This window comes from Aquimarina besae (assembly GCF_042434905.1).
Lineage (GTDB): Bacteria > Bacteroidota > Bacteroidia > Flavobacteriales > Flavobacteriaceae > Aquimarina.
This window is the reverse complement of sequence record NZ_CP170199.1, coordinates 2,940,001-2,954,275: the sequence shown is the minus strand read 5'-3', so window position 1 is coordinate 2,954,275 and position 14,275 is coordinate 2,940,001. Positions and strand designations below refer to the sequence as shown.

Sequence of the window (14,275 nt, the reverse complement as noted above, 5' to 3'; positions counted from 1 at the left end):
ATTAAATTTCAAACTATGGAAACATTACATCGCATCAAATTACTTAAAAAAACGATTCTAATTATAGTATTTCTTTTATTAGGAAGTATAACAGTAACGCTATTTGCACAGACAAGTACGAAATTACCGCAACAGTTGATAACTGAGTATACCGGAGTACTTTCTGCGGCCGGTGCCAGGACAAAGGTAAATACTGAAGGAAAATGTATCATAAAAAATAAAGGATATAGAACCTATGCTTTTTACTTCAGTGATGGTATTCCTACTATTTCGGATATCAAGTTTTTTAAAAATGATGACACCTATACGGCTGCAGCTATTTATAAAGGTATAACTTTAGCTATTACACTTGATGAAGAAGGAGACCTTGTAATAGGGTCTACTACTACAGGAGCTATCGCATTTTCTGGAAGTATCTCAGACTCATATGATAAAGAAACAGAAGATAAAAACACCAATGTTATCACTAGAAATAGTATAAACTTAGGCACAGGGAATACAAATGTTCATATCGAAAATGACGAAACCAGTCTTAATACGGAAAACTCAGAAATAGTGAATAATAATGGAGATTTATCTCTAAATACAGGAAATACCGGTATTGATATATCCAACGGAAATATAACTTTAGGAACCGGTACAATTCAGGTTTCTACTGCTTCATATACTGATCATCCTACAGGAAGTTGCATTCTAAATCACGATCATAGCTATGGAGTACTATTACATTGTAATTCTTCAGAAATCAGTAATCTCCCTTCAAAAATTGTTGGGATCTACAGAGGAAAACTCAAAACCTTTGGAATTGAAACCAGAAAAGGAATATGTACTATTGTAAAAACCGGATGTAAGACATACCGTTTGGATTTCAGCAATGGAATACCATCTATTCACGATGTACAATTTGGAAGAAAAAATGACTTCGATGAGTATACCTCTGTTATAATTGAAGGTGAATATTCGTCTGCTATAGAAGTTGATATGACATTTGATGATCTGGAAATAGACGGACAAGTTCTTCGAGTATCATTTGATGGAAAAAAGAATTAGTTCGTACTAATCAATAATTTTATGTTTTTGTGTGTTAGAAAGATTCATCAAACCGACAAAAGTGTTTGATGAATCTTTGTTTTTACTCAAATTACCCGTATTTTTTTATAAAGTTCTTCCTTATACGTTCTTCCAATGGGTATATGATGTTCCTGAATCATTATGGTTTGATCCTGTTCATAAAACAACTCTATTTTATGCCAATTGATAATATAAGATCGATGTGTCTGAATAAAAAGATGACAATTTAATGCTTTTAGTAAACTGGTTATAGAATGGCGAACTGATAGTTTTTTGCCATCGTCTGTTACAATCGAACAATAATTTTTTGAATCTGTGTGAGCAAAGATGATAGTATCCATCGCCACCTTAATAAGCTTATTACCGCATTTTACAAATAAATGTGACGGTTGATTATCTTCTCTCTGACTAAAATCTTCTTCCTGAAACGCCGGGAACTGTAATGGGTTCTTATATAACGAATTAACTTTCTTAGTCAACCCTAAACCGGCTTGCTTGGATCGAATATAAAATCCAATAATAATCCCGTCTGATGTATGCCTGATTACTTGTTTTTGGACTTTGAGAGAATTACCCAAATTACTCAAAGATGTATTCTTGACATCATTAAGATCTATCTTCATTTCTTCTAAATATGCACGATCTAGTTCGATATTATGTGTCTTCATATATAGCTTTTTTTGATGTTCATCTACTCAAAGCTAATTCACATTATACCTATAATACAAAGTGTTATTCGTTATATTTATAAATTAAGGGTTGAAATTTATAAATTTCAACCCTTAGAATTTATACAGATTATTTCTCTAAATATCCTTTAAATCTTTACATTCGTATAATGAGGTACTTTAAAGCACATAATCTAAAAAGTTCCCTGCTAATGACTATGAAATATCTATTCATAATTTCTCTGATCTCTCTGCTGTTTTCAAATCAATCCGTGATTGCGCAGGACAATTATGATAAGCTCATAACATTAGCAAAAAAAGAAAAAGTAGACTCTTTAAGAATAAAGACGATACAAAATCAGCTAGACCTTGCTATTCGTAAATCCGACACATTGAATATTGCTAATGCGTATTTCATATTATCTAACTTAGAACCGACAAAAAAAAATGCTTACTCGGATAGTATTATTGCTTTTACCCAAAACAAAAATTACTTTAGATACCCTTCAGGCGGATATTTAGAAAAAGGTAATATTAATTTTGAGAAAGGAGACTATACAGAAGCTCTAGGATTTTATGTAAAAGCCTCAGAAGCTGCAAAAAAGAATGGAAATGATAGACTTCATCTTTCTGCTAAATTTAATATTGGATTACTAAAAAATATGTCAGGTGATCACGAAGGGGCACAAACTATTTTTGCTGAGTATGTTAAATTTTTAGAAGAAAACCCAACTTTTATTAATAGGTATAATTATAATCCAGGGTTATTTGCACTCGCAGACTCTTATATTCATACCAAAAATATAGAGCAGGCTGAAATAACCATCGATAAAGGGATTACAGCAACCTTAAAAACGCGTGATTCTACTATCTATTCCTATATTCTAGTCACCTCCGGAATACACCAATATTTATTAAAGAACTATCAAAAAGCAATTGATAGCCTGCAAAAAGGAAAAAGGTTGATACAACAATTTGATTCTTTAGAAACCAGATTAGCTACCTGTGATTATTATATTGGGCGCAGTTACAAAGTACTCGGAGACCAAGAAAAAAGTCTATACCACTTCCAAAAAACGGATACTATTCTGAGGAAAACAAAAGATGTAATTCCTGAAATTATCAATGTATATGATTATCTGAGAGCCTACGCAAAATCACAAAACAATTACGAGTTGCAATTAGAGTATATCAATACTCAATTAGAACTTGATAGCATTAGACACGCAAATCAAGTATACTTAACCAGAAATATTACTAAAAAATACGATGCAGCAGAACTAAAATCTGAAAAAGAAAGGCTTTTAAAACAATTTGAAAAAGATACTTTTTTAAAGGATAATACCATTAACTTTTTAATAATATTATCTGTTATTCTAGTTTTAGTTGTGGTTTATAGTTTAAGAAAAAATTACTTAAATAAAATACGATTCCAAAAACTGCTGGAACAACAAAAGAGACCTAAAACAAAGGAACCTGACCAGATAAAAACGGTTGATAATACTCTAGCAAAAAAAGAAGATGTTGATATTCCTGAAGAGGTTATAGAAAGCGTCTTACAAAAACTTCAAGAATTTGAAAACAAAAATCAATTTGCAAAGAAACATTATACCCTAAACTCTTTGGCAAAAGAATTGAATACGAATAGTGCTTATTTATCCAAAATTATTAATGTATACAAAAACGTAAATTTTGCTAATTATTTAAATAACTTAAGAATTGACTTTGCAGTAGATCAGCTCAGTACTAATAAATCCCTACGATCCTATACGATACAAGCCATCGCAGAGGAAGTAGGTTTTAAAAATGCACAATCATTTTCTTCTGCTTTTCATAAAAAAACCGGGATTTATCCTTCTTATTTTATAAAACACATAAATAACTAAAAACCAAATTATTAAAACCAATTTACTTCCTTAAATTTATAAATTTAAAGCAACTTATCGCATAAGGATAATAGTAAAGTTGTATTTTCGACATAGTTAAAATTCAAAATAACAATTCGATGAAAAAGAGGGGGCAAAAATTAAGTCTAGATAAAATTAAAATTGCAAGGTTAAATAATATGAAGGAAATTTCTGGAGGGCTCTATGGTGCAACTGTAGTGTACATTGATACCGAAACCAATTTGGTTAGTAATTGTACAATAAATCCCACTGCTATACCTACTACATCTACAAAAACTTTACCGATTGGAACTACAGGTACCGGGGTTGATACAAGAGATCTTTAATTATTAGTATAAGTCTTGTATAAAATTTGGTTACTAAGCTTACTTGGAAATAGTTAAATTCTGAGAAAATTTCTTCATACTATGAAAAACACAAAAAAACTAAGCTTGAATAAAATCAGCATTGCAAAACTAAATAACATTAGAGCAATCAGAGGGGGATCGATTATAATAATAGAGGAGGATCCAATTAATACTTCAATTTTCAACCAAGAAAGTATAATTAATCATTGTACTACTTCAACAAAAACCACTCCTATTGGAACCGGAAGTGTTGATCCAAATGATCTATAATATTAAGTGCGTATCACGATATATTAATTAAAATAGTTTGTTCATAATCCATCAAGTTTTGTTGATAAATCATTATAACATGAATAGTAAAAGGAAAAAAAAATTAAGCTTGAATAAAATCAGAATTGCGAAACTGCAAAACCCAGAGAGTATTGTAGGAGGAATAGGAACTACTGGAGATCAATTGGATACAAGACCTGAAATATGTGAAACACATCCATTGTTGTGTGAACAAAGTATTTCCACCAAAACAGTTGCTGTAGGCCATACTGCTGCTTGTATCACAAGTATTTAGACAAATTTATTATCACGAGGATTTATGAAATAAAAAATGAAAAGAATGAAAAATACTCAAAGAAAAAAATTAAGTCTGGATAAGATCAAGGTTGCTCGATTAATCCATCTTGATATAATTAAAGGAGGATTAGAAGATACAACGACACAAATAAGTAAAGATGGAGATGTTTGTTTAACTGATCAACAATTATGTGAAACTTCATTTGATTGTGGTGTTTCAACCAAAACAGTTCCTGTGAGTGGTACTGCTTTTTGTTTAGCGTAATTATAAAATAACAAGTCAATGATTAGATCATCTTTAGACGTTTATAAACACTATCTTTAAAAGTACGACCAATAGGGATATGATGCCCTTGTATTTCGATAACTTGGTCATATTCGTGTAGTGAATCTATTTTATTCCAATTAATAATATAGGATCGGTGCGTTTGAACAAAATCTAAACCCATAAGTTTTTCACCAAGTTTTAAAATAGAATATCTTACAGATAATTTTTTATTATCCGATGTTACGATGGAACAATAGTTTTTTGAATCTGTATGTGCAAAAAGAATAGTGTCCATGTTGACTTTCACCAATTTGTTACCACTTTTTACAAATATATCCCCCGATTCGTTAGTGTTAGCAACTATAGAACCTATTTCCTGTTTACTTGCCAAAATCAATGCCGCCTGTAAATCATCTTTACTAATTGGTTTGGTTAAATAGGCAGCCGGGTTAATATCTGCCGCTCTATTTATGGTATCCTTGTTGCTATCAGAAGTAGTAAAAAAAACAGGTATTTCGTATAAATTCTTAATTCTATCCCCTAGTTCGATACCAGATTCTTTACCGTTCAGATGAATATCCAAGATAACTGCATCCGGTTTTAACACCCCGATTTGTTTTTGAGCTTCAAGCGGGTCAGCTGAGTCCCCAATACAAGAATATCCCAATTCTTCTATGGTAATTTTAATATCTTCTAAATGAAATAAGTCATCTTCTACTACAAAAATATTCATGATCTGTATGTTTTATTTACTCTGACAAAGATTTAGAAATTGCCCCTTCTTCTTTTGTAAGCGATATAGTTATGGGGATGCTTAAGTCAAAACGTGTGCCAATTCTTTTTTCTGAAGAAACATGGATCGTTCCTTTATGCATTTTTATGAATCGATACACCAGGTTAAGCCCCAGTCCTGTTCCTTTTTCTCCTTGTGTACCAATAGTAGATTTTTTTTCTTCTAAAGTAAAAAGATACTCAAGCTGATCCTGAGACATTCCAACTCCGGTATCGGTTACCGAACATAAAAACATATCATTTTTACTAGTGAATTCTATGCAAATACTTCCTTCTTCTGTATATTTTAAAGCATTACCTATCAAGTTTCTAAAAATAACATGAAACGCTCCCTTATCAAACTCAACTTGTAAATCTTCCTCATACTTTAAATCAATCTTAGTATTTTTAAAGGAAGCTTGCTGTTGATATCCTTCTATTATTTCGTTCAACTGTTTACTTATTGATATAGTTTGTGGGTTCATTTTATAACCATTCATTTGTTCTAAGGACCAATTCAATAAATTATCCAGCATACTGGAAAGACTTTCAGAGTTTTGTTCTAATGCATTAGATAGTTCTAATGTCTTTTCATGGTTACCCTTATCGATATGATACTTCAATATTTTACCGGATCGCTGAAACGGAATGATCATTCCTCTTAGATCGTGGGCAATGATAGAAAAAAGACGATTTTTAACTTGATTGGTCGATGCTAACTCTTTTTGTTGTTTTCTTAACTTTTTAAAAGCCCAGGCTCCAATTCCTAAAAGGAATAGCAAAATCACAGCCGCTAACAAATATAAATTTTGTTGCGCTTTGGCTTGTTTTGCTATTTGTTGTTGTTTGTCCTTCTCTTTATTTAATGATACGATTTCTAATTCTTTCTTTTTAGTATCATATTTCTTTTCAAGATCAGCAACTTGGGTTTTTACTTTGGTACTAGCTATTGAATCTTTGATTATAAAATATTTTTTAAGGTACTTCATTGCAGAATCCATTTGACCTGATTTCTCATAATACTCACTATACTTTTTATTGAATTCTTGTAAATACCGCAAACCTCCTAATCTCTTTGTTACTGCTTCATAAGGTGTAAAGTACTTTTTTGCTTTTTTATATTGTCCTTTATGAAGATAGGATTCTATTATTCCTCTAACGGAAGGATATAATGTAATATCATTATTCCCCAATTTTGCTTCTTCATAAGCTTTTAAAAAAAAGATTTCTGCTTGATCATAATTCTTGAAACTTCTTAGATAAAGCCATCCTTTTTCAACATAAGCTTGGGCCAACTGGGATTTATCATTGAGTTTCAGTGCTAAAACCTGAGCAGAATCCGTAAACTTAAGAGATTTCTCATTATCCTTTAATTCCCTATAGGCATGCGCTATTTGAGAATAACTCAATAATCTAGTGTATTCATTCCCTTCTTTTCTAGCCCTAGATATAGCCTTTTTTAAGTATTTGATACCTATCTGTGGCTGATCCCATCGGATATAAGCTACTCCTAAAACAAAATAAGTTGCAGCTAATTGACTAGGATGTTTTTGTTTTTCCTTGATTTCTAATGCCAATAATAAATTCTCTGAAGATTCTTTATGTCGTGAAAGCCTTAATAAATATACTCCTTTGTTATGATAATTATTAGGAAGAGCAGCCGTATCATTAGTTCTTTTAGAAAATATGACTGTAGAATCTATATACTTTAAAGCTTTTTCATAAGTTGCATTATTATCAGATAATGTAGCATAAGTTTCATAATATGCGTGCCAACCTGGATTTTCTGGGTAATTAGCTAATAACTTTCTAGCTTTTTTAAGAAGTTTTTCAGCTTCATCATTCTTTTTTATTTCCGATAATGTTTTTGCCTTTTTAGAATACGCGTCAGCTAGTAATTCATTGGATTTTAAATCATTATTTTTTATATTCTTAACTAATAGTATAGCTTTATCATAATAATAAAGAGCCGAGTCTGTTTTTTGTTCAGTTCCATAGATAAAACCCATAGCTATTAAGATATCCGTCTTACATACCATATCAGCTTTTGTAAATGCTTTTTTTAGAAATATAATTTTACGATCTAAATTTTGAATAGTATCTAGCTGTTTATCTATTTTATCGCAATAATCATTTTTAGTTTGTGATTGACTAGTCAGAGTAACCAGAAAAATAAATAATAATAGTTTTTGTGTGGTCATGGTTGGTTATTTAATTTTTTATTCTTTCTTATGTTCTTACTACTTCTTTTTATTAAGTGTATCAAAAAACTAAGAACTCTTTTAATTATGAAAAATATACGTTATCATCGATTCAAATATGTCATTCCTACTTCTAAGCCGTTAGCCAATTCATATAGACTGGTATCAGAAATCATCTTTTTCAACTCTTTTCTAACGAGTACTATTTTATCGTGTATCGGACAAGGTTTATGAGCATTACATTCTTTTAGTCCTAACCCACAACCACGATAAAGAGAATTACCGTCAATTGCGTAGACAATGTTTTCTAACTTGATCTGGTTTATTTTTGATGCTTCAATCAGAAACCCTCCTTTGGCTCCCTTTATAGAATCTAAAACCTGATTTCTCACCAATTTCTGAAGTATTTTAGCAGTAAAAGCTTCTGGAGAATTAATTTCATGAGCTACCGCTTTTAGATTAGTACATTTATTCCGTAATGATTGTTGTGCTATATAAATAGATGCTTTAATCCCATATTCACAAGCTTTAGAAAACATATCCTTTTTAATTAAATATACTCAAATATATACATAAAATTTAATTCGGATAAAATTATCCTAGATAAAACATACGTAGGTACCTTAATACAGTACAAAAATTAGAGCACGCTATACAAAAAGCAGTATACATCAGTACTTTTCTAAAGATCTATCCTCATTATCGACTCATTCATCCTCATATTCATACCAAAACTCCTCTAATTCATTTTATATAACATAGATCAATATATCTTTCTCGAAAATAGAACAAATCAAAAGTAATTTTTAAAAATTCGAAGCAATGAAAAAAGTAAACGTATTAACTGTCTTCATTTTTACTATCTCCACACTATTATTTACTTCATGTGGTAATGATGATGATGGCCCTTCTTGTCCAATAGGAACGGTAGAGCTTCCTGCGTCAGCGGTGAAAACATATAATGGAACATTTACCGGCTTAATTATAGGAGAACCTGAAGAAGGAACAGCGACTATAACGAGAACAGCATGTGGAACGTATTCTGTGAGCTTTAGCATAGCAGATTTACCAACATATACTGATATTACTTTTATATCAGATTCTGATGGTGTCAATTTCAATAACCTAAGGACTTCTCCTAATGTTACCATTAATGAGATTGGTCTTACAGTAGCTTCTTTAGATCCGATTTTCACATTTAGTACCGAAGATGGAAACTAATCCTATATAAGTAGTAAAACTATTTTAGATAAAAATAATCCTATACAAGTCCATTGATAAACAGTCTCAATATAATTATATTAATATTTATCAAATAAATACTTTTAATGTAAATCAATACGTTTTCAAATTTTTCTCTTTGTGGAATGTAAGTGTTTGGAATTAAACTTTCTGAACTTAGATTCCTTCTCGCTTATTAACAGGAGTGGTAGGATTATAGCCAAAACCAGGAATTTTCAAGTCAACCCCCAATTGATTTAGTATATATCCTATGGTTGCGTAATGATGTATAGCATGACTATTGGCGTGTGCGAGAATGCTTTCCAGCGTATAATTTACAGTAACTTTTCCTTGTCCCATATTATCAGTTACATGGATCAGATAATCTGTATTTGCATCTATGTAAGAAACTAATGTCTCCTGAAGTGAATGTATATAACTTTTTGCAGCTTCCTTATTAGTTGATAAAATCTCATCTCTTTTTCGAGTAGTAAGATCAATATCATTAGTATCGATACCATTTATAATACAATCAAAAAAATCCAAGGTATGCCTAATATGTGATCCAATACTTGAGTAGTATGGTCCAATAGAATCGTCACTGTAAGTTTTAGAATCTATAGCGTCTAATAAAGCAATAGCGCTATTAAGGTTATGGTTAATTGAGGATATAATGAGTTCTTTCATAGATAATATGGACGTAATATACATAATAAACTTACATAACAACTTTGGTAAAACGTTAAATTTATTTTTTACATATATAAGGATACAATACTAAACTTGGAACCTCGTTATCGATAAATCATTATGATGAATGACCATACATAACAGTAGGATATCTATCACTTTATTTATGGGTTAGCCATAAAAATTAAGATAAAATGCGTATTTCATCGATTAATGACAATTATTTTTGGATGTTACTCAGAAAATATTGTATACTTGTACTGTTCATTAAAAAGCCCCATAAAAATGAAAAGAATTGCACCAATCTTATTTTTATTTTGTCTTGTTTTACAGGCTAATGCCCAGAATATTTATGAAGATGCACTAACAGCAGCAAGTTATGCGTATTCACATTCTAAAAAAGCACACGGAGCAAATAATGTGTTTCATACTCAAGAATATGCTGATAAAGCTATAGAAGCTTTTGAAAAAGTCGAAAATCTTACCGATGAATGTGGTTGTAAAGAAGCAAATGAAACAGCCTACGAGGCTAAAACAAATATGGTGAGCTCATTAGATCAAGATACTTATGAGCGTAGTAGATATTATGCAAAACAAGCTAAAGAACTTGGTCCTAAACTATTAAAGCAATTGACAGATTGTCAAGCTACTAATGGTAGCAATAACTCTTATGTAGGCGATGTAGCTAGTGCTAAAGAAGAAGAAATTGCAATTGCTTCTGAAGAAGTAGCTCAAAAACAAAGAGAATTAGAAGAGCAAAAACGTCAATTAGAAATCGAACAAAAAAAGTTACAACAACAAATTGCTGAACAACAAAAAGCTCAAGCCGAGTTTGAAGCACAACGAGCAGCAGAGTTAAAAGAACAAGCACAGGTAAAAGTAAAAGCAGAGCAAGCATTGCAAAAGTTAGAAAGTGCACTTCAGGAATTGAGTATAGCTTTTGATGATGAATCAATATTTGAATCTCAAAAAGATTATGTAAGAAGCGAGAATGACTTACAAAATGAAACATTAAACGATACAAAAAGCTTCTACGTGAACAGAGCTAAAGAGCTTACTAAAAGTGCTATGCAACAATTCGCTGGATACACAGAAAATTAATATAATTGAATTTTATTTTGTAGCCCCAAAATAAAATTTTTCAGAAACGGCATCTTATATAAGATGCCGTTTTTTTTGTTCATTGTGAATAAATAGTACGGTAAAACCATTTCATGTTTTGGAATTATTCCATAAATTTGGAATAATTCCAAAACATGAAAAATTGAGAACCATATTACATCTTGATTTAGATACATTCTATGTATCCGTAGAACGTCTTATAGATAGTTCATTACAAAACAAACCTTTATTAGTAGGTGGCACGAGTGATCGTGGTGTTGTAGCTGCGTGTAGTTATGAAACTAGAACATTTGGAGTACATTCTGGTATGTCTATGAAAATAGCTAAAGAACTGTGCCCAGAAGCTACTATTATAAAGGGTAATGCCGGAACCTATAGCAAATACTCTGATCTGGTAACAGAAATCATTAAAGAAAAAGTTCCTGTCTTCGAAAAATCCAGTATTGATGAATTCTACGCCGATCTCTCAGGAATGGACAAATTTTTTGGATCTTACCAATATGCAAAAGAACTACGCGAAAAAGTAATCTCAGAAACAGGACTTCCTATTTCGTTCGGACTCTCACAAAATAAAGTGGTCTCTAAAGTAGCTACAAATGAAGCAAAACCTAATAATCAAATGAAAATTGATTTTGGTACAGAAAAACCATTCCTGGCTCCATTATCCATCAAAAAAATACCAATGGTTGGTAATAAAACTTTTCAAACGCTACGTAATTTGGGAGTGCGACAAGTAAAAACTATACAAGAAATGCCTGTTGATGTGATGAAAGGTGTACTGGGTGTTAACGGACTCACCATTTGGAAAAGAGCAAATGGAATCGACAACACACCCGTGATCGCGTTTTCTGAGCGTAAATCTATTTCTACAGAAAGAACATTTGACATAGATACTATAGATATTTATAGACTGCGTAACATATTAGTTGCTATGACAGAAAATCTATCATATCAATTACGCAGAGGAAACAAACTTACAGCCTGTATCGCTGTAAAAGTGCGATATTCAGACTTCAATACCTATACTAAACAACTCAAAATACCCTATACCTGCGCAGATCATATTCTTATACCCAAAATCCTAGAGCTTTTCGAAAAATTATATCAAAAAAGATTACTGGTACGATTAATCGGTATCAGGTTTAGTCATCTGGTAAACGGAAACTATCAGATCAATCTTTTTGAAGATAATGAAAAACAACTCAATCTCTATAAAGCCTTAGATCATATTCGGGACCGTTATGGAGATCGAAGTGTAATCAGAGCCGTTGCAATGGGATCCAAAACTATTGGTAGAATGCAAAATCCTTTTAACGGACAACCTCCTGTTGTATTGGCACATAGAAAACAATAATATTATTATGAATCATGGCATCCGAGCGGGCTATACACTATATCTTTTTTATGCACCCTTCCTCTACGCTTAGGGTACATAAAAAAGGATGTCGTTTCTATCCCTGATGCGAAAGAATATTCAGTATTCAGTAAAATATATAAAACCCAAAACTATCACTATCAATTAAATGTATTTAAACTGCCATTCATATTATAGTTTGAGATTTGGAACGTTCTCAGAAATAGATCTTTTAGAATTAGCAAAGAAAAATCAGATTGATAGTCTGGCACTAACCGATATCAACAATACATCAGCTTGTCCAAACTTTATCAGGAAAGCAAAAGATTATAAAATCAAACCGATTGTAGGTATAGATTTTAGGAATAATCACCAGCCTTTATATGTAGGATTAGCTAAAAACAATGAAGGATTTAAAGAGCTAAATGATTTTTTATCATATCATTTACATAAAAAACTTAATTTACCAGAAATAGCACCTTCATTTCATAATGCATATATTATTTATCCTTTTAAGCAAGTTATAGCATTAGAGAAAACTAAATTCTTAGAACACGAATATATTGGCATTTCTATAAAAGATATTCCACAATTAAGGCTTTCTATATTAAAATATATAGAAAAAAAACTAGTTATTCTTCAACCTGTAACATTCAGGACTAAAAAAGATTTTAATGCACATCGCTTGTTACGGGCTATCGATAATAATACTTTACTAAGTCACTTACTTGAGAATCAACAAGCATGTTTTTCAGAAAAAATGATTCCTAATAACGAAATTAAAAATGAATTCAGTGAGTTTGATTTCATCATTAAAAACACTGAAGACATTATCAATGAGTGTACTATCAATTTTGATTTTTCGAAAAACAAACCTTCTCTGAATCAAAAAACATACACAGGAAGTATTGAAGAAGATAACAAATTTCTTAAAAAATTGTGCAAACAAGGACTTCCTTATCGTTATAAAAATCCAGATAAAAAAGTATATGATAGACTAGAAAAAGAACTTGCATTAATTATCAAGATGAATTTTGTTTCTTATTTTTTGATTAACTGGAGAATCATTTCATATGCTCAAGAAAAAGGATATTATTATGTTGGTCGGGGTAGCGGAGCCAATAGTATTGTAGCCTACATTTTACGCATCACTGATGTAGATCCTATTGAGTTAGATCTATATTTCGAAAGGTTTATAAACTCTCATCGTACCAGTCCTCCCGACTTTGATATTGATTTCTCTTGGAGAGATCGGCAAGACATAACACGCTTTATTTTTGAAGAATTTAATAATGTAGCATTAATGGGCGCTTATGTTACTTTTCATTATAAAGGTGCTGTAAGAGAATTAGGTAAAGTGTTCGGATTGCCAAAATTCGAAATTGATAAACTAAGTGAAGGTAACTATGATTACAATTCCTTAGATCATCTACATAAACTGGTCATCATCTACAGTCAACTAATTCAAGGAATACCCAACTACATTAGTGTTCACTCTAGTGGAATAGTAATCAGCGAAAAATCATTGCATTATTATTCAGCTACCAACTTACCTCCCAAAGGGTTTCCTACTGTGCAATTTGACATGATTATTGCAGAAGATTTAGGCCTATATAAGTTTGATATTTTAGGTCAACGTGGTTTAGCAAAAATTAAGGAAGCAATTAGTATTATCCAGTATAATCAACCGGAAAAAGCCAATTTTGATATTCATGATATAAAGAAGTTTAAAAAAGATCCTAATATCAATAGATTAATAAAAGAAGCTAAATGTCTTGCCTGTTTTTATGTAGAATCACCTGCTATGCGTATGTTGTTAAGCAAACTTAAAACTGATAATTACCTTGGATTAGTTGCTGCAAGCTCAATCATAAGACCAGGTGTCGCCAAAAGCGGAATGATGCGCGAGTATATTTTGAGAGTTCATGATCCTAAACGAAAGAAGAATTCTCATCCCATTATGCAAGAATTGATGAATGAAACCTACGGTATTATGGTATATCAGGAAGACGTGATCAAAGTTGCCCATTTATTTGCTAAACTTACCCTTGATGAAGCTGATGTGTTGCGTAGAGGAATGAGTGGAAA

At 31.4% G+C, this 14,275-nt stretch carries 15 protein-coding genes (1 of these 15 cut by a window edge); 10 read left to right on the top strand and 5 right to left on the bottom strand.

Annotated elements, in window-relative coordinates; genetic code table 11:
- The first annotated feature begins 15 nt into the window (after nt 1–15).
- Entirely contained in the window at nt 16–1,050 is a 1,035-nt protein-coding gene (locus tag ACE94K_RS12885; RefSeq protein WP_378172804.1) for a hypothetical protein, read from the top strand.
- Between the two features lie 86 nt (nt 1,051–1,136).
- On the opposite strand, the gene ACE94K_RS12880 is transcribed toward ACE94K_RS12885, so the two are convergent.
- Nucleotides 1,137–1,739 (bottom strand): LytR/AlgR family response regulator transcription factor, encoded by a 603-nt coding sequence (locus ACE94K_RS12880; RefSeq protein ID WP_378172801.1) that lies wholly within the window; start codon nt 1,737–1,739, stop codon nt 1,137–1,139.
- Nucleotides 1,740–1,951: 212 nt separating this feature from the next.
- Between ACE94K_RS12880 and ACE94K_RS12875 the strand changes: the two genes are divergently transcribed.
- The 5 genes from ACE94K_RS12875 (at nt 1,952) to ACE94K_RS12855 (ending at nt 4,825) form a co-directional block, all read left to right on the top strand.
- A complete protein-coding gene (locus ACE94K_RS12875; RefSeq protein ID WP_378172799.1) occupies nt 1,952–3,625 on the top strand; it encodes a helix-turn-helix domain-containing protein in 1,674 nt (557 codons plus the stop codon).
- A gap of 119 nt (nt 3,626–3,744) precedes the next feature.
- Nucleotides 3,745–3,972, top strand: a complete 228-nt coding sequence (locus tag ACE94K_RS12870; protein ID WP_378172796.1) for a hypothetical protein — start codon at nt 3,745–3,747, stop codon at nt 3,970–3,972.
- Nucleotides 3,973–4,053: 81 nt separating this feature from the next.
- On the top strand, nt 4,054–4,263 hold the full coding sequence (locus ACE94K_RS12865; RefSeq protein WP_378172793.1) for a hypothetical protein: 210 nt from the start codon (nt 4,054–4,056) through the stop codon (nt 4,261–4,263).
- A 109-nt stretch (nt 4,264–4,372) separates the two neighbouring features.
- Nucleotides 4,373–4,558, top strand: a complete 186-nt coding sequence (locus ACE94K_RS12860; RefSeq protein WP_378172789.1) for a hypothetical protein — start codon at nt 4,373–4,375, stop codon at nt 4,556–4,558.
- A gap of 45 nt (nt 4,559–4,603) precedes the next feature.
- Nucleotides 4,604–4,825 carry a hypothetical protein gene (locus ACE94K_RS12855; protein WP_378172787.1) on the top strand — a complete coding sequence of 74 codons (222 nt, stop codon included), beginning with the start codon at nt 4,604–4,606 and terminating at the stop codon, nt 4,823–4,825.
- Between the two features lie 22 nt (nt 4,826–4,847).
- Here the strand turns inward: ACE94K_RS12855 and ACE94K_RS12850 are convergent, their stop codons facing one another.
- From ACE94K_RS12850 to ACE94K_RS12840, 3 genes are all read right to left on the bottom strand, one after another.
- Nucleotides 4,848–5,561, bottom strand: coding sequence for a LytR/AlgR family response regulator transcription factor (locus ACE94K_RS12850; RefSeq protein ID WP_378172784.1), 714 nt, complete (start codon nt 5,559–5,561; stop codon nt 4,848–4,850).
- Between the two features lie 16 nt (nt 5,562–5,577).
- Complete coding sequence (locus ACE94K_RS12845) at nt 5,578–7,800, bottom strand: ATP-binding protein (RefSeq protein ID WP_378172781.1); 2,223 nt, start codon at nt 7,798–7,800, stop codon at nt 5,578–5,580.
- Nucleotides 7,801–7,904: 104 nt separating this feature from the next.
- Complete coding sequence (locus ACE94K_RS12840) at nt 7,905–8,339, bottom strand: RrF2 family transcriptional regulator (protein WP_378172778.1); 435 nt, start codon at nt 8,337–8,339, stop codon at nt 7,905–7,907.
- A 283-nt stretch (nt 8,340–8,622) separates the two neighbouring features.
- On the opposite strand from ACE94K_RS12840, the gene ACE94K_RS12835 reads away from it, so the two are divergent.
- Complete coding sequence (locus tag ACE94K_RS12835; protein WP_378172776.1) at nt 8,623–9,021, top strand: hypothetical protein; 399 nt, start codon at nt 8,623–8,625, stop codon at nt 9,019–9,021.
- A 177-nt stretch (nt 9,022–9,198) separates the two neighbouring features.
- Here ACE94K_RS12835 and ACE94K_RS12830 read toward each other — a convergent pair whose 3' ends face one another.
- Nucleotides 9,199–9,708, bottom strand: coding sequence for a DinB family protein (locus ACE94K_RS12830; RefSeq protein ID WP_378172773.1), 510 nt, complete (start codon nt 9,706–9,708; stop codon nt 9,199–9,201).
- Between the two features lie 288 nt (nt 9,709–9,996).
- Between ACE94K_RS12830 and ACE94K_RS12825 the strand changes: the two genes are divergently transcribed.
- From ACE94K_RS12825 to ACE94K_RS12815, 3 genes are all read left to right on the top strand, one after another.
- Nucleotides 9,997–10,812 (top strand): hypothetical protein, encoded by an 816-nt coding sequence (locus ACE94K_RS12825; RefSeq protein WP_378172770.1) that lies wholly within the window; start codon nt 9,997–9,999, stop codon nt 10,810–10,812.
- Between the two features lie 163 nt (nt 10,813–10,975).
- Complete coding sequence (gene dinB, locus ACE94K_RS12820) at nt 10,976–12,187, top strand: DNA polymerase IV (protein ID WP_378172767.1); 1,212 nt, start codon at nt 10,976–10,978, stop codon at nt 12,185–12,187.
- Nucleotides 12,188–12,356: 169 nt separating this feature from the next.
- Nucleotides 12,357–14,275 carry the 5' portion of a DNA polymerase III subunit alpha gene (locus tag ACE94K_RS12815; RefSeq protein ID WP_378172765.1) on the top strand. It continues 1,057 nt past the right edge of the window, so the window shows 1,919 of its 2,976 coding nt (coding positions 1–1,919); its start codon is at nt 12,357–12,359; its stop codon lies beyond the right edge, outside the window.

Excerpts from the sequence above, each read along its gene's own strand:
- ACE94K_RS12885 (WP_378172804.1), top strand. The coding sequence starts at position 16 with ATGGAAACATTACATCGCATCAAATTACTTAAAAAAACGATTCTAATT.
- ACE94K_RS12880 (WP_378172801.1), bottom strand. The coding sequence starts at position 1,739 with ATGAAGACACATAATATCGAACTAGATCGTGCATATTTAGAAGAAATG.
- ACE94K_RS12875 (WP_378172799.1), top strand. The coding sequence starts at position 1,952 with ATGACTATGAAATATCTATTCATAATTTCTCTGATCTCTCTGCTGTTT.
- ACE94K_RS12870 (WP_378172796.1), top strand. The coding sequence starts at position 3,745 with ATGAAAAAGAGGGGGCAAAAATTAAGTCTAGATAAAATTAAAATTGCA.
- ACE94K_RS12865 (WP_378172793.1), top strand. The coding sequence starts at position 4,054 with ATGAAAAACACAAAAAAACTAAGCTTGAATAAAATCAGCATTGCAAAA.
- ACE94K_RS12855 (WP_378172787.1), top strand. The coding sequence starts at position 4,604 with ATGAAAAATACTCAAAGAAAAAAATTAAGTCTGGATAAGATCAAGGTT.
- ACE94K_RS12850 (WP_378172784.1), bottom strand. The coding sequence starts at position 5,561 with ATGAATATTTTTGTAGTAGAAGATGACTTATTTCATTTAGAAGATATT.
- ACE94K_RS12845 (WP_378172781.1), bottom strand. The coding sequence starts at position 7,800 with ATGACCACACAAAAACTATTATTATTTATTTTTCTGGTTACTCTGACT.
- ACE94K_RS12840 (WP_378172778.1), bottom strand. The coding sequence starts at position 8,339 with ATGTTTTCTAAAGCTTGTGAATATGGGATTAAAGCATCTATTTATATA.
- ACE94K_RS12835 (WP_378172776.1), top strand. The coding sequence starts at position 8,623 with ATGAAAAAAGTAAACGTATTAACTGTCTTCATTTTTACTATCTCCACA.
- ACE94K_RS12830 (WP_378172773.1), bottom strand. The coding sequence starts at position 9,708 with ATGAAAGAACTCATTATATCCTCAATTAACCATAACCTTAATAGCGCT.
- ACE94K_RS12825 (WP_378172770.1), top strand. The coding sequence starts at position 9,997 with ATGAAAAGAATTGCACCAATCTTATTTTTATTTTGTCTTGTTTTACAG.